We start from the raw sequence: 20,687 nt of genomic DNA, 5'->3' as shown, positions 1-20,687 counted from the left end.
CACACCGACGCCCGCCCTGCCACCGAGGGCGGGGCGGGCGGGCGCGTCGTTAAGAACTTGTTGAATGCTCGCGTGACCGAGGAAAACGGTCAGGGAAAGCGGGGCGAAACCCGCTTACAGGTCGAGCTTGTTAATATAAGAACTCCATTTTTTGAACGATTCGTCGCTGATGGCGTGCTCCATGAGGCAGGCTTCCTTCTCGGCCTGCTCCTCGGGGATGCCGAGCGCCTTCGTGAGGAACGTGAACAGCATGTGATGACGGTCGAGGACCGACATGCCGTAGGCGTACCCTTCTTCGGTGAGCGTGATGTCGCCGTAATAGGGCTGGTCGGCAAGACCCTTTTCCTTGAGCGAGCTGATCGCTTTGTTGACCGAGGCCTTCGACACGTCGAGCTTCGTCGCGATGTCGACCGACCTGACCGACACCTCCGTCGTGCCTCCCAGCATCACGATGGCTTCAAGGTAGTCCTCGTGCGACATGGACATTTTTTCCACGGAACCCTCCTTTTGTTCGTCGTTCCATGGTACCACACGACAGGCGGAACCAGTTGAAACCGGATGGCGGTGCAAGGGGTGTTGGAGGAGCCGGCGAGGGAAGGGGGTCCCTCGCCGGCGTGCTGTGTGGTGGACGACCAGACGAGAGGAGAGTCCCCACCACCGTGTCAGCAAAAAGAGGAGGTGCCTGCGGGTTCGATTTCCTCGGCCCCGCTGACAATTGTTAGTCTACGATAACTTTTGCTGCGGGGCAATAGAAGTTTACCATGGTTTACAATTCCTCCACATCTCGGAGGGAGGGGCGGCTACGGAGAGAGAAGGAGGAGGGGGGCGACCACGGCATCCCCGCTCCCCTGCCCCCGTGCCCTCTGCCCCCGTAAACGACGAAACGGATGTTTCACGTGAAACATCCGTTCGTTGATCGCGTTACGACGCTCTGCGTATGGGGCGGTTAGCGGTGCGACTCCGCAGCGGCTCGCTTCTGCATGTCGGCCACCATGGCGCTGGCAGCGCCGCAGCCCGAGCAGCCGCTGCATCCTCCGGCGCATCCGCCGTGCGCGTCGTCTCCCTTGTGGCAATCGCACATGCCGTTGCGCACCAAGCGGCGAACCGCGAGGAACACGAGCGCCAGCACGATGAGCGCGACGACCACCGTAGACGGCGTGAACTCCAAACCAAACATAGCGCGTCCTTTCTCGGAACATCGGGGCACAGGCCCGAGGGGGTTCCCTCGGGCCCGAAGCCGCTTCGCCTACGCGACGCTGCCCTCGGCTTCAAGCTCGCCCGCGACCTTGTCCTTCTTCTTGTCGAAGGTGGGCATGGGGCGGAAAATCTGGAACAGCATGCCGGCCAGGACCACGATGGCCACGACCGTCCACACGTTGAAGCCGATCTCGCCGGTAAGCAAGCCGCCGAACTGGTAGAACATCAATCCCACGCACCACGCGAAGATGGTCATGTAGCCGATGGTGAACCAGGTCCACTTCGCGGTGCCCATCTCGCGCCAGATGGTGCCGATGGCGGCGAAGCACGGCGCGCACAGCAGGTTGAAGGCGCAGAAGGCGAGGATGGCCGGCACCGAGCCCGCGAAGAGGGCGGCGAACGCGGCCCACATGGTGGGATCGGCTTCGCCCACATCGCCCAGGCTGGTCAGGATGCCGACCGTGGCGACGACGTTCTCCTTCGCCACAAGGCCGGTGATGGACGTGACGGTTGCCTGCCAGTCTCCGAAGCCGAGCGGCGCGAAGATCCAGCCGATGCCGTTGCCCAGGCCCGCCATGAGGCTGTACTGGATGTAGTCGTCCATCTCGGTATCGAGCAAGCCGAAGCCCTCGCCCGCGTCACCGAAGTTCATGAGCAGCCAGATGACGATGGTGGACAGGAAGATGATCGTACCTGCCTTGACGATGTAGCCCTTGATGCGGTCCCACGTGGACATCAGGATGGATTTCACCGTGGGCATGTGGTAGGAAGGAAGCTCCATGACGAACGGCGAGGTGGGGCCGGCGAACATCTTGGTCTTCTTCAGCATGATGCCGGAGATGATGATGGCGATGACGCCCAGGAAGTAGAACAGCGGGGCGATCCACCAGGTAGCCTCGGTGTTGCCGCCGGCGATGGCGCCGAACACGAGCGCGATGATGGGCATCTTCGCGCCGCAGGGGATCATCGTCGTCGTCATGATGGTCATGCGACGGTCTTTCTCGTTCTCGATGGTCTTCGTGGCCGTGACGGCGGGCACGCCGCAGCCGGACGCGACGAGCATCGGGATGAAGCTCTTGCCCGACAGGCCGAAGCGGCGGAAGACACGGTCCATGATGAACGCGACGCGCGCCAGGTAGCCGCACCCTTCGAGCAGCGCGAGCAGCAGGAACAGGATGATCATCTGGGGAATGAAGCCGATCACGGCGCCGACGCCCGCGACGATGCCGTCCATCACGAGGCTCTGCAGCCACGGGGCGACATCGACCGCTTCGAGGGCGTTGCCGATGACCGCTCCCAAACCGGGAATCCACAGGCCCCACGAGCCGTCGGAAGCGTCGGGCTCTTCGGCTTCGAGGGCGGTTGCGAAGGCCGCGGCGTCCACCTCGGCGGATTCGCCGGTCTCCTCGTCCTCGACGATGCCGACGACGCCGGCCTTCTCGGCATCCTCCTGGAATGCGGCGAGGGCGCTTTCGTCGGCAGCGGTGGGCTCTTCGGCTTCGAGGGCCGCGGTCGCGCCCTCCACGTCGATGCCGTCTTCCTCGGCAGCGGCGAGGTAGGCTTCGATGTTGGCCTGCTCGCCTTCCCATTCGCCCACGGCCTCTTCGTAGGCCGCGCCGCCGGTGTACAGGAAGCCGTCGCCGGAGATGCCGTCGTTGGCCCAGTCGGTGACCACGCCCGTGCCCACGGAGATGGCCAGGTAGTACACGAGCGCCATGACCACCACGAAGATGGGCAGGCCCAGCCAACGGTTCGTCACCACGCGGTCGATCTTCTGCGTGGTGGTCATGCCCTTATGCGAGCGCTTCATCGTCTTGTCGATGACGTGCGTGATGGCGTTGTAGCGCTCGGACGTGATGATGCTCTCGGCGTCGTCGTCGAGCTTGTTCTCCACCTCTTCGCGAATCGCCTCGACCGCCTTGAGGTCGGCGGCGCTGAGCTTCATGTTGGCGACGGTGCGCTCCTCGCCCTCGAACAGCTTGATGGCGAACCAGCGCGCGGTTGCCGGAGACACGCGGTTGCCCAGAATGCCCTCGATCTTCGTGATGGCTTCTTCCACCTGCGCGTCGAAGGGCATCTTCGGCTCGGCGGGCTTGCCGGCCTTCGCCGCCTTGACGGCGGTTTCCACGAGCTCGGCCATGCCGTGCCCCTTGAGCGCCGTCGTCTCGACGATGGGGCAGCCCAGCTGCTTCGACAGGCCGGCCACGTCGATCTTGTCGCCGCTCTTCTTCACGAGGTCCATCATGTTGAGCGCCACCACGACGGGCACGCCCAGATCGAGGATCTGCGTGGTCAGGTACAGGTTGCGCTCGAGGTTCGTCGCGTCCACGAGGTTCACGACGACGTCGGGGCCGCCGTCCAACAGGTAGTCGCGCGTCACGATCTCCTCGGGAGAGTACGGCGACAGCGAGTACACGCCCGGCAAGTCCGTGATGATCACGTCTTTGTCGCGGGTGTACTTCCCTTCCTTTTTCTCAACGGTCACGCCCGGCCAGTTGCCAACGTATTGGCTGGCGCCGGTCAGATCGTTGAACATCGTCGTCTTGCCGCAGTTCGGGTTGCCGGCAAGCGCTATGCGAATTCCCATGATCAGCCTTTCCATCTGCTTCGAAGCCGGTCGGGGGTTTGCAATCCCCCGTTGGCTCGTTGTTAAGTTAGCTGCTACTAACTCAGTCCCAAAAAAGAAGCGCCGCGGCGCCTCTATCCTCGTCACCTGGCGCTCACGCCTGGCAACGTCAGCCGACGAGGATGCTCTCCGCCTCGCTCTTGCGCAGCGACAGCTCGTATCCGCGCACCGTGACCTCGATCGGATCGCCCAGCGGCGCGACTTTGCGAACGAACACGCTCGTCCCCTTGGTGATGCCCATGTCCATGATGTGACGCTTGAGCGCGCCCTCGCCCGTCAGGCGACGGACGGTGGCGGTGTCGCCGATGGCCACGTCGCGCAGCGTTCGATCTTGAACTTCTGCCATATGCCCCGTTTCCTTTCCTTGAGGTTCCCTGCGGTGATGCCAACTCGATAAGCGCACGCCAAACGGCACGGCAGATGTTTCACGTGAAACATCCGTTCGTGCTCGTGCGTGGTTTGCGGAGGCGCTACGCGGCGGCGTTCGTGATGATATGCGCCGCGACCTGGCGGTTGAGCGCAACCTGGGTGCCCTTGACCTCGACGATGAGGTCGCCGGCAGCCTCGGATACCACCGTCACCTGCGCGCCCTCGACGAAGCCGAGGTTCTCCAGATGATGATGCAGATCGCCGCGACCGCGCACCTTCGCGATGGTGCCCGTCTCGCCGCCCTTCAGGAACGAAAGCGGCATCTGCTGGCAGGCGATGCCCGGCGCAGACCCTGCGTCCGTACGACCGACCGTTCCCTGCATGCTCGCAACCGTTGCGTTGTCCATGGTGGCTCCCATCGAGTTAGCTTCATGTAACAAAAGTATCTTATAGCAAACTCTCGGGGAATGGAAGCCTTAGCTAACATTTTCCGCATATTGTTGGACTGGGACGAGGACGCTGCGGAGCGCAGGGCGCGGTCGCCTCATTTGTTTTTGAGGGTCATCGCGTTGACAGCGACGATGACGGTGGACAGGCTCATGAGGACCGCGCCCACGGCGGGGCTGAGCAGGATGCCCACCGGCGCGAGGACGCCGGCCGCCAGCGGGATGGCCACGATGTTGTAGCCGGCGCCCCACCAGAGGTTCTGCTTGATCTTGCGCGTGGTGTTCGTGCCGAGGTCGAGCAGGCGCACGATGTCCTCGGGGTCGCTTTTCACGAGCACGACGTCGGCGGAGTCGATGGCGACGTCGGTGCCCGCGCCGATGGCCACGCCCACGTCGGCACGGGCCAGCGCCGGCGCGTCGTTGATGCCGTCGCCCACCATCATCACCACGTCGCCCGCGTCGCGGCGCTGCTGCACGAGCTGCACCTTGTCCTGCGGCAGCAGGCCGGCGCGGAACTCGTCGATGCCGAGCGCGTGCGCCACGGCGCGGGCCGCCGCCTCGTTGTCGCCGGTGAGCATGACGGGCGCGATGCTGCGCGCCTTGAGCTGTCGCACCGCCTCGCGGGCGGTGGGCTTGATCTGGTCGCCCTGCGCCACCACGCCGCGCACCTCGCCGTCGATCACGAGGTAGCTGACGGTGAGGCCACGGCCTGCCAGCTGGTCGAAGGCGGAACGATCGTAGTGGATGCGCTGCTCGTCCAGGTAGCGCGCGTTCGCGATGAGGGCGTGCGAGCCATTTTCAAGCACGCCCTTCACGCCGACGCCCGCCACGGCCTGCACGTCGCGCACGGCCGCAGGCTGCACGCCGCGCTCATGCGCGGCGGCCACGATGCTGGCGGCCAGCGGGTGCGAAGACGACTGCTCGAGGCCCGCCATGAGCGCGAGCACGCGATCGTCGGCGGGGGCGCCGTCGGCGTCGGGGGCGTCACCGGCGGGGGCGCCCCGCTTCCCCACCGCGCGCACCTCGGCCACGCGGAAGTCGCCCTCGGTGAGCGTGCCCGTCTTGTCCATCATCACCACGTTCACCCGCGGCGCCACCTCGAGGGCGCGTCGGCGGCGCACGAGCAGGCCGTTGCGCGCGCCGAGCGAGGTCGAGCGCGCCGCCACGAGCGGAATGGCCAGACCCAGCGCGTGCGGGCACGCGATGACGAACACGGTGACCATGCGCGTGAGCGCGTCCGACACGCTGCCGGTGACGGCGAGCCACGCGACGAACGCGACGAGACCGACGCTCACGGCGGCGTAGAACAGCCAGCGCGCCACCTTGTCGGACAGCACCTCGGCGCGCGATTTCTCCTGCTGCGCCTGCGAGACGAGCTGCATGACCTGGGCGAGGTAGCCCGACTGGCCGGTTCCGGTGACGCGCACGTACAGCGTGCCGTCGCCGTTCTGCGAGCCGCCGAACACCGTGTCGCCCGCGTGCGCCTCCACGGCGCGCGCCTCGCCCGTGACGAGCGCCTCGTTGACGGACGACGAGCCGTCTGTCACCTCGCCGTCGGCGGGCACCTTCTCCCCCGCCTCCACCATGACGGTTTGGCCCACCTGCACCTCGTCGAGCGGCACGTCGGCGAAGGAGCCGTCCGCCTGCTTCACGTGCGCCTGCGCCGGCAGCAGTTCGGCCATCTCCTTGAGCGCGTCGCCCGCGCCCATGACGGCCCGCATCTCGATCCAATGGCCCAGCAGCATGATGACGATGAGCGTGGCCAATTCCCAGAAGAAGTCCATGTGCATGCCGCCGTCGTGCGCGACGCTGCCCATGGCGAACGCGTACATGCTGTAGACGTAGGCCGTGGTGATGCCGAGCGCCACGAGCGTCATCATGGCGGGCTTGCGGTTGCGCACCTCGTCCGCCGCGCCGCGCAGAAACGGCCAGCCGCCGTAGACGAACAGCATCGTGGCCAGCGCGGCCACGAGCCAGTCCGAGCCGGGAAACGACAGCGTGATGGGCAGCGCGAGCCCCATCGGCGACGACAGCAGCAGGATGGGAACCGCCAGCACGAGGCTCACGAAGAACCGCCGCTTGAGGTTCACTCCGTGCATCATCATGCCGCCGGATGAGGCGCTTCGCTCGTGGCCCATCGTCGCTCCTTGCTCTGCGTGGTTCGCCTTGAAAATCGACCGTGAGGAAAATAGTAAGGAGCAGCGCGCGAAACGGCGGACGATGGAGGATTTCGTCACAAAGCGGTAGCCCGCAGGACACCGAGCGGGACGAAACGTTACGGAAGCTGGCGCTCGATGAACGCGACGCAGGCAGCCTCCATCCGCCTCAGGCCCGGTTCCTCGATGGGAAAATGACCGGCCCCGTCCAGCATCACGGTCTCCTTCTCGCAGGCCAGACGATGGTAGAAGCGGTTGCTCAGCTCGACGTCCGTCCAGCGATCGTCGCCCGGGTGCACCAGGAGCATCGGGCAGGCGCGGAAGCGTTCGGGCTCGACCTCGATCTTCGGATTGAGCATCGCGTGCAGAAACGCGATGGGAACGCGTGCGCCGGACGAGGTTTCGTCTCGCATCAGGAGGTCGACGAGCGCTTCGTCGTTGGCAATGGCCTTCATGTTGCTTACGAGCCTCATCGGCAGCTCCGTCCGCCCGGCGCACGCGTTGAGGAGGGAGACGAGCGGCCGTGCGACCGCGCCCAGAAGAGGGCTGCTGGCGGTGCGCGCGGCAACCACCCGATCGCGCTGGTCGAGCAGGCACGTGACGATGAGGCCGGCGACGCCGTCGCACGCGCAAGCGATCTGGTAGGCCAGCATGCCGCCGGCGCTCAACCCGAAGAGGAAGAGGGGCGGCGAGCCCTCCCCCGTTCCCCGCACCCCTTGGAAGTGCTCCACGATGCGCGTCCCGCACGTCACCCACGTGTCGTAGGTGACAACGCCCTCGCAACGGGTGTGGCCGTAGAGGGGCAGGTCGGGGCACACGACCTCGAACCCATGACGCACCAAAGACACGGCGACGAACGAGAGCAAGCGCCCGTTTCCCCCGACGCCGTGGAACAGCACGATCCTCGCGCGCGGCGATGCGGGCCGATAATGGTCGATGTGCACGTCGGCGCCGGGCAAGGTCAAAACGTACTCGTCGGGCATCGTGCTCGCCGTCAACCGATTGCCTTCCGGCAGAAACGATTGGGCTTCCACCCAAACCGGATCGTGTTCGTAGCCGTCCATGGGGACCCCAATCCTCTTGTGCGCGTCGGGCGGCGCGTGGAAATCCCGTGCCGATTCTGCCGCCGGGATAATTCTCAGCATAGTATACTGGGACGTGATACTGGTTCGGCGGAACACGGATGAAAGTGCAGGACATGGCTCAAAACCTCTATTCCGACACGCGCGGGCAAAGCGAGCACCCGATCACCTTCACGGAAGCCGTCATCGACGGCTTGGCCGCAGGCGGCGGTCTGTACGTGCCCGAGCGCATCCCCGAGCTCTCGCTCGACGAGATCGGCGCGCTGGCCGCGCTGCCGTACGCCCAGCGCGCGACGCGCATCTACGAGGCATTCGAGGTCGACCTGCCCGCCGAGACCATCGAATCGCTCATGGCCCAGGCCTACGGCGACAACTTCGACGACGAGCGCATCTGCCCCATCACGTCGCTCACGGCCGACACCCACGTGCTGGAGCTGTGGCACGGCCCCACGAGCGCGTTCAAGGACATGGCGCTGCAGTGCCTGCCGCGGTTCTTCTCAGCAAGCGCCGCCCAGCTGCGCGAGCAGGGGAAGCTCGACCACGACTTCCTCATCCTCGTGGCCACGTCGGGCGACACGGGCAAGGCCGCGCTCGAGGGCTTCCGCGACGTGGACGGCGTGTCCATCGCCGTGATGTACCCCGACGGCGGCGTGAGCGACATCCAGTTCAAGCAGATGGCCACGCAGCGCGGTCGCAACGTGCAGGTGTGGGGCGTGCGCGGCAACTTCGACGACTGCCAGACCGGCGCGAAGAACGTGTTCGGCGACGAAGCGTTCGCGGAGCAGCTGCAGGACGCGCACCGCATCGCGCTTTCGAGCGCGAACTCCATCAACTGGGGGCGCCTCATGCCCCAAATCGTGTACTACGTGTCGGCCTATGCGCAGCTGGTGGCCGACGGCAAGCTGGGACTGGGCGACGAGCTGGACGTGTGCGTGCCCACGGGCAACTTCGGCAACATCCTGGCCGCCTACTACGCCAAGCGCATGGGCGTGCCGCTGGGCATGCTGTACTGCGCCAGCAACGAGAACCGCGTGCTCACCGACTTCATCAACACGGGCACCTACGACATCTCCGAGCGCCCCTTCGTGCTGACGCCGTCGCCGTCGATGGACATCCTCGTGTCGTCGAACCTGGAGCGCCAGCTGTTCGAGCTGACGGACCGCGACGCGAACGCCATCGCCGGCTGGATGGCCGACCTGCGCGAGCAGCGGCGCTTCCGCGTGGACGAGGGCACGTTCGCCCGCGTGAGGGAGCTGTTCGCCTCCGACTCCATCGACAACGCCACGTGCCTCGACACCATCAAGCGCGTGTTCGACGAACACGACTACCTGCTGGACCCGCACACGGCCGTCGCCTACCAAACCGCCGAGAACCTCCGGGGCGAGAACCCCGTGCTCATCGCGAGCACGGCGCACTGGGCCAAGTTCGGCGACAACGTGTATCGCGCGCTGCACGGCATCGAGCCGGGCGCCGCGCTGCCCGACGACGTGGCCGCGCTGTCCGGCTGCGAACTGAACGACCTGATCGCGCGCGAGACGGGGGCGAACGACATCCCCCGCGGCCTGGCCGAGCTCGACGCGCTGCCCATCCGCTTCAGCGACGTGATCGACGGCGGCACGAACGACATCGAGGCGGCGGCGCTGCGCTTCCTCGAGCACCTGGACGCCTGACGCGCCACCCGCGCAATCTGACGAGAAAAGGACGGAACACCATGAGCGACCTTGCGAACCTGAAGCCGACGATCCGGCTCTCCATCATGAACCCGGACGCCGAGAGCGGCTCGCTGTTCGGACGCGGCATCGCCAGCCTGTGCCTGGGCGTGCGCGAGACCGGCTCGCTCAACGCCGCCGCCAAGGGCATGGGCATGGCCTACAGCAAGGCCTGGCGCATCATCAAGGAGACGGAAGCGGCCCTCGACCTGCAGCTGCTCAACCGCGACGGCGCGCACGGCAGCGACCTGACCGACGCCGGCAACAAGCTGCTGGACGCCTACCTCGCCATCGAGGAAAAGCTGCAGAAGGAAGCCGAAGACCTGTTCAGCAACGTGCTGAAGTAACGACGTGCCGCTTTCGCACGAGCGCACGCCACGAAAGCTGCTGGGGTTTCGATCGGGGAACCCCTGGAAAAGCTCGTGTGCGCTCGTGTTCTTCTGCTTGCTCTACCTCGCGTTCGTTCTGACGCTCATGCCGCCGGTCGTGGCGGGCAACCACGATCTACTGGTGTACAAGGCCATTCGCGCGGCACTGTTCGCCATCGTCATCCTGCCGATCGTCTTCCTCTCCGATTTCGCCTGGTGCAAGCGCATCCCCTTCTTCTCGTCGCCTCGCGCTTCCCAGCGCATGCTGGGCGTCGGCCTGCTGACCGTGCTCCTCGTCTGCCTCTGCGCGAACCTGGCGTACCTGCACACGCCCGAGTACCGCGCAGCAGCAACCCGTCGCACGGCCATGGCGCTCGGGATGGAAGACACGAACATGCCCGCGTCCGAGGGGGACGCGGGCATGTCGGGAGGAGTCGCGCGCGCTACCGGGCAAGAGCCCGAGCGCGACGAGGGAGCGAGCCTGCAAAACGCCTGGAACGAGCGGCGCGAAGGCTGCGGCACCGATTAGGCAGCCGCGCTCGCGTCGAGATCGATCCAGCTTCGCACCGCTTCGATCAGGCGAACGTACTCGTCGCCCTCCCCGCGCTGACGCGCGACGGCGCAGAGCGTGGGCACCCAACTCGCCAGATGCCGTCGGAGGAACTCGTCGGCGAAACGACCCGCCGCGAGTCCCTTCTCGCCGCCTGCCGCCTCCAAACGCCGCAGGTGCGCCATGAACGCCAGCTCGACCGAAAGGTGATCGGGACGCAGGCTGTCCACGAGCGGCTGAAACCCGCGCAACGCGCGATGGTCGAACCCGTACGTCCGGTAGCACGCCAGCACCTCGGTCATGCGCGGACCGTCGAGGCGGCCGGGCTCGAGGCGGCCGCCCTCGTCCTCCCGGGCGTCGAGCATGCAGCTCTCGATCGCCGGAAGGTAGCGCGGCGACACGGCGATGACCAGGCGGTCGTAGAAGCACTGCTCCAGATCGGCGGCCTCGTCGACGGCGGCGGAGGCCTCGTCGCCCGTCGCCGCAAGCAACCGCGCCATGCGGTCGCGAACCTCCCCGTCCGGCACCGTCACCAGCACCGACGCGAACAGCGCGTAGACGGCGGCCGCATCGACCCGATCGTTTTCCATGTTCGTCTCCTTCCCTCAGGCCCGGGCGCCCGACGGGATCGAGCGCCCGGACGGATCAGCGCGCCGCTAGAAGCCGGCGCCCATCGTCATGCCCACTGCGGCGACGACGATGACGTAGCGCAGCGCGAACCCGCCGACGCAGGCGGCCGCGTAGCCCGCGAGGCTGAGCCCCGTCACGCCCCGACCGGCCGAGCGCAGGCGCACGACGCCGGCAACCAGCGGAACCGCAATCCCGCACACCACGACGCCCAACCAGAACACGAGCGCGTTCGAGCCGGCCAGCATTCCCTGCACGGTAGCCGTCGCGGCAACGGCACCCGCTTCGCCTCCCGTGGTGGCCGTCACCGCCAGCAGCACGAGCAGGAACAGCCCGACCAGCACCGGCAGCGCCACTTCGGCTTTCGGCAGAAAGCCGATCTTCTCCAGCTCGTCGCGCGCCGCGAAGTACGCGACGGCCGACACGAACGCGAAGCCCGTGAGCGCCGCCGAGCACACGAACAGGAACGGCAGCACCGCGAGGTTCCACAGCGGATACGAGGCCGAATAGCCCAGCAGGACGCCCGTGTACGTCGCCACGCCGGCGGCGCACACGATGCCGAGCACATCGAGCGCGCGCGGCACGTCCTTCCTGCACAGCTGAACGACCAGGCTGGCGACGCTGACCACCAGGAAGATGCTGAGGCAAAGCACGCCCCAGGTCATGGGCGAACCCAGGTTCGTGATGAGGTAGAAGAACCGCAGGGGATCGCCCAAGCCGGCCTTTGCGTCGATCATGAGCGTGAGCGCCCCGGCAGCAACCGCGACGGGTCCCACGATGGAGCCGATGAGCCTGATCTTCTTCGAGCCGCCCGGCGCCCAGCCCGCCAGAATGGAGAGCAGGAACGCACCCGCGCCCAACCCGGCCAAGAACAGGTCGCATGCGACAACGCCATCCCACACCATCATGCTACTCACCCCTTTCCATGTCTTCGAGTTTCACCGCGACGCGCCCGCCGTGCAGCACCGACGACGACTTCGGCAGCGCGTTCGTCTCGGCGAGGCCGACGTAGCACGTGTTGGTCTCGATGCCCAGTTCGGGCAGCATACTCTCCGCCTGCGCCTTCGCCACCTTCTGGGCAACTTCGCTGCTCGGGTCGTTTAAATCGCCGAACAGACGGGCGTGGGTGGGGCAGTTGCCGGCGCATGCCGGGAGCAGCCCCTGCGACGTGCGGTTCACGCAGAACGTGCACTTCTCCACCTCGCCCGCGTCGTTCTGCCACCGCACGGCGAAGGGGCAGGCCGCCATGCAGTACTTGCAGCCGATGCAGCGGTCCTGATCCACGAGGATCAGGCCGTCGTCGTTGCGGTACGTGGCCCCCGTGGGGCACACGGCCATGCACGGCGCATTGTCGCAGTGGTTGCACAGGTGCGGCACGTTCGCGCGCACCACCTGGGGATAATCGCCCGCATCCCAGGTTTCGATCCAGGTGTTGAACTGCTTGATGGACAGCCCGTTCTCGAACTTGCACGCATTCACGCACGCGTGGCACCCGATGCACAGCGACACGTCGATCAACATGAAGGGCCGCTTGCCCGATTTCGTTTCAGCTCGTTGCATGATTCACCCTCTATTCTTCTCATCTCATAGGTCCACAAAGGTCAGCGAGGGTTTCCGTGGCGCCCCAGATCGTGGGGAGGGCGAGGACGAAGCGTACTTCGGTACGCGAGCCCTCGGCCTCGCCGCGAGATGGGGGCGCCACGGGAAGCCGCAGCGTCGACCCGTTCCGGCGGTCGTCAGACCGACGGAACCACCAGCTTGAACATGCCGCCGTTGCGGCCGGGCGTCGACGCTTCGGGGTCGGAGAAGGCGAAGATGCCGCCTTCGCCCACCTGCGGATCGAGCATCTGGCAGAGCTGCACGCCCGTGTCGATGTCCGGGTTGCCGGGGATCGTCTCGTCGCCCACCGTCAGATCGGTGGAGCCGTACGCGTCCTGCGTGTAACCGAACGAGATGCCGATGGTCCCGCGCGCCGTGCCCCCGCGCACCATGGCCACACCTTCCATCACGTCGCCCGAGGGATTGACGGCCTGCACGGTCTCGCCGTCGCGGATGCCCAGCTCGCGCGCATCCTCGATGTTGATCTCCAGATAGTTGTGCGGCGACAGCTCGCGCATGAGCGCGCTGTCGGACAGCATGGTGACGCAGCGGAAGTACGGCTTGTGGCTGGCCGCGCCGAAGGGATACTCCTCGCGGGAGTACACGTCCTCGATGGGCGTGCCGTCGCTGAACGCTTCGGCATGCCAGCCGAGCGCTCCTTCGTAGTATTTCCCGGTGTAGTGGTTCTTCACCGAGCCGCGCTCCTCGGAGTAGAAGTTCACCATGTACGCGCCCGCGTACGTATGGCGGCCTTCGTCGTCGAACGTGTCGGCCTCGGGCCACGTGCGGCATCCACGGCTGAGCAGGCGCTGCACTTTCGGCCACTCCTCGGCCGCGACAGCCTTCCTCCAGGCGTCCGGCAGGGTGTCGAGCGCCTGCATCTCGATCTCCTCCTGGGAGAGGTCGTCGATGACGCCGTCCTCGTACGCCACGTTCGCCAGCGCCTTGACGTAGTAGTCGCAGGCGTCGTTGAACGGGAGCTTCTCGCCCGTTGCGGACAGCAGCCCCTCGTCGCCGTAACCCGGCAGCCCCAGCTTGCGGCCGACATCGCAAAGGAACGCGTCGAAGCTGGCATGGCGCCCATCGTCGAGCTTCATCGACTTCGGCTCCACCATGGGCCACTGGAGGAAGTTGCCCTTATGGCCCCACCATGCGGCATGCTGGGAGATGCCGAAGTGCTCGCGGTACATGGTGTCCGGCACGATGTAGTCCGCCATGTGGGCGAACGTGCCTTCGACCACGTCCGAGCATATGGCCAGCGGCACGATGTCGGGGTCCTTGAACGCCTCCATCACCTCGTCGCGCATGGCGCCCGGCGTGGCCTTGATGGGGTTGCACTGCCACGTGAGCAGGATCTTCGCCTTATGCGGGTAGCCGTTGGCCAGCGATAGCACCATCTGGTTGTCGGAGGTTCCCACGCCGCCCGGATACCACGGCAGCAGGGGCTTGGGATCCCGCTCCCCGGCGGCGACGCGGCGCTGGTACTCGCTCGTGTCTTCCCAGGCGAACCCGGTGCGATCGACGCGCGCGTCCGGCTTGCCCTCGGGCACGCCCTCGGCTTTGTTCAGCAGGTAGCGGTCGCCGTTGCCGGGCCCCACCACGCCCACGAACGTGGCGATGAGGCTGCCTTTCATGCAGAGGGCGCCCGTGAGGCCGGCCAACGTGGAGAAGCAGCTGGTCGCATCGGTGCCGTTCGCCGACGTGACGCCGCCTGCACCGTTGACGGACGACTTCGTGCCATGGGCGACGAACTCGCTCGCAACCTCCTCGATGACCTCGACCGGCACGTCGCAGACCTGGGAGTACTCTTCGATGGTATGCTCGTTCGCGCTGTCCTTGAGGAACAAATAGGCCGTGCGCACCTTCACGCCGTTGACCTCGCCCTCCCATTCCATGAGGCCCTTGTCGCTGTCGAGGCTGACCGCGGGCTGCCGGGTGGACGCATCGATGCACACGTACTGGTCCTCGAAAGCGTTCTCCTTCTCGGAGGGCTCGAGGCCCGCGTCTTCGGGATGCATCATGTGACGGTAGTTCGGATGCCCCTCGTCCACGATGACGAGATGCGTGGCGTTCGTGCACGCGTTGAAGCCCAGCTTGATAGCCTGGGGCAGGTTCGGAGCGCACATGAAGTCCTCGTTGTACTTCTTGTTGTCGATGATCCAGCGGATCATGCCCATGGTCAGCGCGGAGTTCGTGGCCGGCTTGATGGGGTACCACACGGCGTTGTCCTGCGCCGGGGTGACCACGCCGTTGCCGAGGTTCGGGTCGAACACGACGATCTTGGCCTGCTTGTTCTCGATGGTGGACGCCACGCGCTTGAGATCGCTCATCACGCTACCGCCGTTGGCGCCGGGGAACGTGCCCATCCAGATGGCGTACTCGTTGAATTCGGCGTCGATGCCGAGGTCGTCGCCGTCGCCCGACTGGTAGGGGTAGACGCCCTTCGCGCCGTAGCACGACGAGTGGTGCGAGTACTTGTTGGAGCTGCCGTACATGCTGAGGAAGCGCGTGGACGTCTGCCCGCGGCCGTCGGTGCGGCCGCCGCAGTAGATGAGGCCGTTCGCCTTCGAGCCGAATTCGGGGGCGTCGGGCACGAGCGGCGTGTCGAAGTCGCGCACGGCGCGGAACCCTTCGATCTCGCGATCCTCGCCGATGTCCTTGAACAGCTTGCCGCCTTCGACCACCTCTTCGATGAGCTGGTCCCAACCGATGGGCTGCCACTTGCCTTCGCCGCGCTTGCCGGCGCGCTTGAGGGGCATGGTGATGCGATGCGAATTCAGGTACACGTCGAGCGCGCCGAGCGAGCGGCCGCAACACGTGGCCGCGCCGGCCTGCTTCGAGGGCGACTGCGTCATCGTGCGGTACGCCTCCGTCAGCGGCTCGTCGAACGGCAGCACCGGATAGGCGTTGCACGGGTTGTACGGGTTGCCGCCCTGCGCCAATATCTCACGCGACTCGCGATCGAGCTTCAAGCGCACGCCGCACATGGCGTAGCACCCCACGCAGTTGCTGTAGCGCACGATGACCTCGTCGTTGATTTTCACCTCGTCAGTGCTCGGATCGTAGGTCGCCTCCAGCTTGCGCCCGCGACCCGAAACCGGGAATTCCGGATCGACCGGTGCCTGCTCGATCGCTTCGGCGTTGTCCGGCAGCCCCAGCCCCGCAAGCGCCGACGCGCCGACGAGCCCGGACAGCTGAGCGAACCGCCTTCTCGACATATCCATGGTTCCCATGTACGTTCCCCCTCTTCTCGTCTCATGCTTATACCACGTGGATCAGCATAGGCAGCTGCGGTCGAAGCCGCATCGGTATGATCGAATGGAACGGAACGCGCCGGGGCAACGCGGCATCATTGGAACTCAATGATTTTCCGTTCGCCGAGTTCAGCGCCTCGTGGGCGCGACCCTTCTCCCGGCCCGTCCGAGCGATATAGGGTAAAATCGAGGCATGGACAGCGAAGCCGGGGGAGGGCATGTATGGCTGAAACGCGGAATCCATCCGTGCTGGGACCGATCAGGCTCATCGTCGCCTCAAGCTCACGACGCCGCGCCCTGGCCGCGTTCGTCATCCTGTACGCGTGGGAGTACCTCGCGTTCTTCTCGAGCACGCTGACCAAGGGGTCGCACGTGCCGAGCCCGAGCCTCCCCGAGCAATGCTGGGGCGCTGCCGGACTGGCGCTTGCGGTGAGCGCGGCAGCCCTGTTCGTCAGGCGGCGCACGAAGCCCTTGCGCTTCTCTCGCCCGCTCTACCTGCTGGCCGCCGTTTTGATGGGCGCTTGCTGCTTGGCCATCTGGGTGCTGTACACGTACAACGTGCTGCCCGACACGCTCCCCTTCGCCTGCGCAGCCGTCATCGGTTTGCTGCTGCCGCTGATGTACCTGTACCGGATCGATCACTTTCCCGAGCTCGATGCCTCGTTTCTCGGGACGTTCTTCGGCCTGGTGTCCGTGTTCTCCCTGCTGGTGTACCTCGTGTTCATCGTGCTCCCCACCGTATGCGCCGTGGTGTTCTGCACGGTAGCGCCGCTGGCGTTCGCGCTGATGAGCTCCGACCTGCCCGACCTCGAACGGCAACCCGCCGACGCCGAGGACGACGCGTCCCCGAAGAGCGCGGGGCGCGATGCGCCCTTCTCGGTGAAGCCGATGCTGCTGAACTACGCGAGCGCGTTCATCCTCATCGTCTGGCTGAACTTCGCGTTCTTCCGCGTGATCGCCGCCCCGTGGGATTTCGAATCGCGCTCGTGGTACTCCCCTTCGGTGTTCGTCACCACGTTGCTGGTGACGCTCACGCTGTTCCTGATCATCCGCAAAACCGCAACGCGCAAGCATCAGCGGGGGCAGGCGCGCTTCGCCATCGTCGTGTTCGCCGTGAGCTACCTCATCCTGTACGTGCGATTCTACAGCCCGCTGCTGGCGACCATCGCGTTCTCGTTCTGCTTCGCCTGCATGATCGCCCTCGAGGCGCTGGCCTGGAGCTTCTGGTACCAAGCCGTCAAGCAGGATCGGCGCTTCGCCGCGGTGCCCCTGCTCATCTACCTGATGGCGAAGGGGGCGGGCATTTTCGCAGGCGTGATGCTGGGCGAGCAGTCGTGCCTGATCACCGATGGCATCATACCGGTCACAGCACCCCTGTTCTTCCTCGTGGTGCTGTTCGCATGCGGCATGGCCATCAAGTTGGAGGACTTCGACAAGCTGTTCATCGGCGGCGACGCCCGACCGCTGCAGGGGTACGAAACCGACTTCGGAAGGCTCGTCATCGCCGACGCGATCGAGCCCACCGCGGACGGGTCGATCCCTGCGGCCCCCGCAGCTCCCGCGGCTCCCCCGCGCGCCGAGACGGCCGCGGACGCGCTGGCCGAGCGGTTCGCGCTCTCCCCGCGCGAAACCGACGTCGCCCGCCTGCTGCTGGCAGGACGCAACCGACCGTACATCAAGGATGCGCTGTTCATCTCGACGGGGACGGTCAACTCGCATATCTCGAGCATCTACCGCAAGACCGAGGTGAACTCGCAGCAGGATCTCATCTCGCTGGCCGAGGCGATCGGCGGCGAAACGCGCTCGGAGACGGGGGCTTACCGGTCGCGGTAGTAGCGGACGACGAGCTGGGTGCGGTTCTTGAGGTCGAGCTTTTGGAGGATGGCGCTGATGTGGTTGCGCACGGTGCCCTCGCTGAGGTACAGCGTGGCCGCGATCTCCTTGTTGTCGAGGCCCTCGGCGACCAGATCCACGATGGCGGCCTCGCGCTCGGTGAGGTCGTCGCGCAGCTCGCCCGCCGCCGCGGCCGCCGTCGGCGCGGAGCCGCCGCGCATGAGCGCGTCCATGCGATCGAGCACCTCGCTGCCGAGCACGCTCTGGCCGGCCATGACCGTGCGCAGCGCCGGCGCGATGGTGGCAACTTCCTGCTTGATGAGGTAGCCCTTCGCCCCCAGGCGCAGGGCGCGCACGATGTACTCGTCGTCGGAGAACGTCGTGAGGAACACGATGCGCGCGTCCGGGTGCTTGCCGAGGATGCGCTCGGCGGCGTCGAGGCCGCCGGTTCCGGGCATCTGGATGTCCATGAGCAGCACGTCGGGCCGTTCACGCTCGAACAGGGCAACGGCCTCGTTCCCGTCGCCGCCGAGCGCGCACACCTCCACGTCGTCCTGCGCCTCGAGGATGGTTTGCAGCGACATCCGCACGAACGGGTCGTCGTCGACGATAAGCGTCCTGATCATGCCTTCTCCTTCGGTGGATCCTTCGGTATGGTGGCGAACACGCGGAAGCCCTTGCGGTAGCCGGTGCGCAGCCGCCCGCCGAGCGAGCTCACGCGCTCCTCCATCGTCTGCAGGCCGATGCCGGCGTGCGCGGGGGCGTCGCCCGACGCCGCGGGTCGCGGCTCGCCGCCGCGCGAGCCGTTGTCCTGCACGATGAGCTGGAAGAGCGCGGGGTATTCGATGACCGACACCTCGACGCGCGTGGCGTCGCTGTGCTTCGCCACGTTCGACAGCGCCTCACGCACGACGGCGACCAGGCCGTACGCCACGGGCAGCGGCACGTCGCGCACGTCGTACACGAGGCGCACGCCAGCGAGGCCGCAGGCGCCGATGACGCCGTCCAGTCGCGCGCGCAGGTCGAACGCGTCGTCGTGCAAATCGTGCACGCTTTTGCGCACGGTGTCCATGGCCTCGTGCAGCGTCGCGCCCACCGAGGCCAGCTCGCCGCGCACGCGCTCGTCGTCGGCATGCACCACCTGCAACGCCTCCACCTGCAGCACCGAGCGCGTGAGCAGGTGCCCCACGTTGTCGTGGATCTCGCGGGCGATGCGGCTGCGCTCGGACAGCGTGGCCAGACGAATCTCGTAGTCCTGCGCGGCCATGAGCTCGCGGTTCTTGCTCGCAAGCGACAGCGACGCCTCCTGCTGCTCGTCGCGCAGAACCCGGTAGCGCTCGCGCTCCTCGTCGATGCGCGCGGTGCGCCACGCCATGAGGCAGGCCGTGACGCCCAGCACGCCCACGGCGGCGATCAGCAGGACGTCCCCCGTGCGCAGCGCGCAGGCGAGCGGCACGGCCCAGCTGAGCCGCACCGGCCAGAATCGCTCGCCGAACAGCACGTACGCCACGGGAGGGAGCAGCACGACGAACTCGGGCACAAGCAGCGCCGTCAGCAAAAACACGCCCGCGACCGCGAAGCGCAGGCGCGCGTGCGGGTACGCGTCGAAGCAGCACACCACCACGATGGCGCACAGCAGCGCCGAGACATGCGCGCTGGCGAACGTCGTGAACGGCAGCAACAGCAAGCACAGCGCGACGAGGATGATTTCGTCGATGACCCGATCCATGGCCCCAGTATAGCGGCGGCGGGGCGCGACGCGGCGCAGGGATGCGACAAAAGCCGGGGTGCGGCGAGGTTCGTGACAAATGTCACGATGCCGGGCCAGACCGATGACGGCGCACACTTACGCCGAAGCCGCCGCGCGGGCATGATGGTAGCAGGAACGAAACCGCGGAACGCAACCGCAGGAGGAGGAACCATGGACATCGTAGCCGTCGACAACTTGGTCAAGCGCTACAACGAGGTGCTCGCGCTCGATCATTTCAACCTGCACATCGAGCCGGGCGAGGTGTTCGGCCTGCTGGGCCCGAACGGGTCGGGCAAGACCACCGCCATCAACTGCATCCTGCAGCTGCTGACCTACGACAAGGGAACCATCGAGCTGTTCGGCCAGACCATGCGCCCGACCAGCTACGATTTGAAGCGGAGGATCGGCATCGTGCCGCAGAACGTGGCCGTGTTCGAAGAGCTGAACGTGCGCGAGAACATCGACTATTTCTGCGCGCTGTACGTGAACGACCGGGCGAAACGCCGCGACCTCGTGGACGAGGCCATCGCGTTCGTCGGGCTGGAGGACTACGCGAAGTTCCGTCCGCGCAAGCTGTCGGGAGGCCTGCTGCGACGCCTGAACATCGCGTGCGGCATCGCGCACAAGCCCGAGCTCATCTTCTTCGACGAGCCCACCGTGGCCGTGGACCCGCAAAGCCGCAACGCCATTCTCGAGGGCATCCAGGAGATGAACCGCCAGGGCTCCACCGTGGTGTACACGAGCCACTACATGGAGGAGGTGGAGGAGATCTGCACGCGCATCATGATCATGGATCATGGGAAGGCGCTGGCCACCGGCACGAACGCCGAGCTCAAGGCCATGATCGGCACCGGAGAGAAGATCCAGATCGACGCGCCCGAGCTCGACGAGGCGGCGCTGGCGCACCTCGACGCGCTGCCGCACGTCACGCGCGCGCTGTACCGCGAGGGCACGCTTGAGCTTGCCTGCCAGAACGGGACGCACAACCTAAGCGACGTGCTGGCGGTGCTGCAGCGCGACGGCGTGCAGTTCGGCCGCATCTACGCCGAACCCCCCACGCTGAACGACGTGTTCCTGGAGATCACCGGCACCGAGCTGCGCGATTAGGAGCGGAAGGACCT

At 66.3% G+C, this 20,687-nt stretch carries 18 protein-coding genes; 5 read left to right on the top strand and 13 right to left on the bottom strand.

Annotated features, from left to right (window positions below; all coding sequences use genetic code 11):
- Positions 1–114 precede the first annotated feature (114 nt).
- From GS424_RS03405 to GS424_RS03375, 7 genes are all read right to left on the bottom strand, one after another.
- A complete protein-coding gene (locus GS424_RS03405; protein ID WP_009306183.1) occupies positions 115–495 on the bottom strand; it encodes a metal-dependent transcriptional regulator in 381 nt (126 codons plus the stop codon).
- Positions 496–946: 451 nt separating this feature from the next.
- Positions 947–1,177, bottom strand: a complete 231-nt coding sequence (locus tag GS424_RS03400; protein WP_160943536.1) for a FeoB-associated Cys-rich membrane protein — start codon at positions 1,175–1,177, stop codon at positions 947–949.
- Positions 1,178–1,246: 69 nt separating this feature from the next.
- Positions 1,247–3,784 (bottom strand): FeoB small GTPase domain-containing protein, encoded by a 2,538-nt coding sequence (locus tag GS424_RS03395; RefSeq protein WP_160943535.1) that lies wholly within the window; start codon positions 3,782–3,784, stop codon positions 1,247–1,249.
- A gap of 148 nt (positions 3,785–3,932) precedes the next feature.
- Positions 3,933–4,169, bottom strand: coding sequence for a FeoA family protein (locus GS424_RS03390; RefSeq protein ID WP_154334802.1), 237 nt, complete (start codon positions 4,167–4,169; stop codon positions 3,933–3,935).
- Between the two features lie 124 nt (positions 4,170–4,293).
- Positions 4,294–4,599: a FeoA family protein gene (locus GS424_RS03385; RefSeq protein ID WP_235905380.1), complete on the bottom strand. Its 306-nt coding sequence runs from the start codon at positions 4,597–4,599 to the stop codon at positions 4,294–4,296.
- A 137-nt stretch (positions 4,600–4,736) separates the two neighbouring features.
- On the bottom strand, positions 4,737–6,776 hold the full coding sequence (locus tag GS424_RS03380) for a copper-translocating P-type ATPase (protein ID WP_244977661.1): 2,040 nt from the start codon (positions 6,774–6,776) through the stop codon (positions 4,737–4,739).
- A 137-nt stretch (positions 6,777–6,913) separates the two neighbouring features.
- Positions 6,914–7,858: an alpha/beta hydrolase gene (locus GS424_RS03375; protein WP_160943534.1), complete on the bottom strand. Its 945-nt coding sequence runs from the start codon at positions 7,856–7,858 to the stop codon at positions 6,914–6,916.
- Positions 7,859–7,992: 134 nt separating this feature from the next.
- Here GS424_RS03375 and thrC point away from each other — a divergent pair, with 134 nt between their 5' ends.
- The 3 genes from thrC (at position 7,993) to GS424_RS03360 (ending at position 10,482) form a co-directional block, all read left to right on the top strand.
- Positions 7,993–9,546 carry a threonine synthase gene (thrC, locus tag GS424_RS03370; protein ID WP_244977660.1) on the top strand — a complete coding sequence of 518 codons (1,554 nt, stop codon included), beginning with the start codon at positions 7,993–7,995 and terminating at the stop codon, positions 9,544–9,546.
- A 41-nt stretch (positions 9,547–9,587) separates the two neighbouring features.
- Positions 9,588–9,932 carry a winged helix-turn-helix domain-containing protein gene (locus GS424_RS03365; RefSeq protein WP_160943532.1) on the top strand — a complete coding sequence of 115 codons (345 nt, stop codon included), beginning with the start codon at positions 9,588–9,590 and terminating at the stop codon, positions 9,930–9,932.
- Positions 9,933–10,017: 85 nt separating this feature from the next.
- Entirely contained in the window at positions 10,018–10,482 is a 465-nt protein-coding gene (locus GS424_RS03360) for a hypothetical protein (RefSeq protein WP_160943531.1), read from the top strand.
- Here the strand turns inward: GS424_RS03360 and GS424_RS03355 are convergent.
- The 4 genes from GS424_RS03355 to GS424_RS03340 form a co-directional block, all read right to left on the bottom strand.
- Positions 10,479–11,093 carry a TorD/DmsD family molecular chaperone gene (locus GS424_RS03355; protein ID WP_160943530.1) on the bottom strand — a complete coding sequence of 205 codons (615 nt, stop codon included), beginning with the start codon at positions 11,091–11,093 and terminating at the stop codon, positions 10,479–10,481. The genes GS424_RS03360 and GS424_RS03355 overlap by 4 nt on opposite strands.
- Positions 11,094–11,159: 66 nt before the next feature.
- Entirely contained in the window at positions 11,160–12,038 is an 879-nt protein-coding gene (gene nrfD / locus GS424_RS03350) for an NrfD/PsrC family molybdoenzyme membrane anchor subunit (protein WP_160943529.1), read from the bottom strand.
- 1 nt (position 12,039) lies between these two features.
- Positions 12,040–12,690, bottom strand: a complete 651-nt coding sequence (locus GS424_RS03345; RefSeq protein WP_160943528.1) for a 4Fe-4S dicluster domain-containing protein — start codon at positions 12,688–12,690, stop codon at positions 12,040–12,042.
- 176 nt (positions 12,691–12,866) lie between these two features.
- Positions 12,867–15,962 carry a molybdopterin-dependent oxidoreductase gene (locus tag GS424_RS03340; protein ID WP_160943527.1) on the bottom strand — a complete coding sequence of 1,032 codons (3,096 nt, stop codon included), beginning with the start codon at positions 15,960–15,962 and terminating at the stop codon, positions 12,867–12,869.
- A 243-nt stretch (positions 15,963–16,205) separates the two neighbouring features.
- Between GS424_RS03340 and GS424_RS03335 the strand changes: the two genes are divergently transcribed.
- Positions 16,206–17,816 (top strand): response regulator transcription factor, encoded by a 1,611-nt coding sequence (locus GS424_RS03335; RefSeq protein ID WP_244977659.1) that lies wholly within the window; start codon positions 16,206–16,208, stop codon positions 17,814–17,816.
- Here GS424_RS03335 and GS424_RS03330 read toward each other — a convergent pair.
- On the bottom strand, positions 17,801–18,442 hold the full coding sequence (locus GS424_RS03330) for a response regulator transcription factor (RefSeq protein WP_160943526.1): 642 nt from the start codon (positions 18,440–18,442) through the stop codon (positions 17,801–17,803). The genes GS424_RS03335 and GS424_RS03330 overlap by 16 nt on opposite strands.
- A complete protein-coding gene (locus GS424_RS03325) occupies positions 18,439–19,545 on the bottom strand; it encodes a sensor histidine kinase (protein ID WP_160943525.1) in 1,107 nt (368 codons plus the stop codon). Before GS424_RS03325 ends, GS424_RS03330 begins: the two co-directional genes overlap by 4 nt.
- Before the next feature lie 192 nt (positions 19,546–19,737).
- Between GS424_RS03325 and GS424_RS03320 the strand changes: the two genes are divergently transcribed.
- Entirely contained in the window at positions 19,738–20,673 is a 936-nt protein-coding gene (locus GS424_RS03320) for an ABC transporter ATP-binding protein (protein ID WP_160943524.1), read from the top strand.
- The last annotated feature ends 14 nt before the right edge of the window (positions 20,674–20,687 follow it).

Source organism: Eggerthella guodeyinii (assembly GCF_009834925.2).
Classification (GTDB): domain Bacteria; phylum Actinomycetota; class Coriobacteriia; order Coriobacteriales; family Eggerthellaceae; genus Eggerthella; species Eggerthella guodeyinii.
Note: the sequence above shows the minus strand (reverse complement) of the source record. Positions and strands in the feature narration are given on the sequence as shown.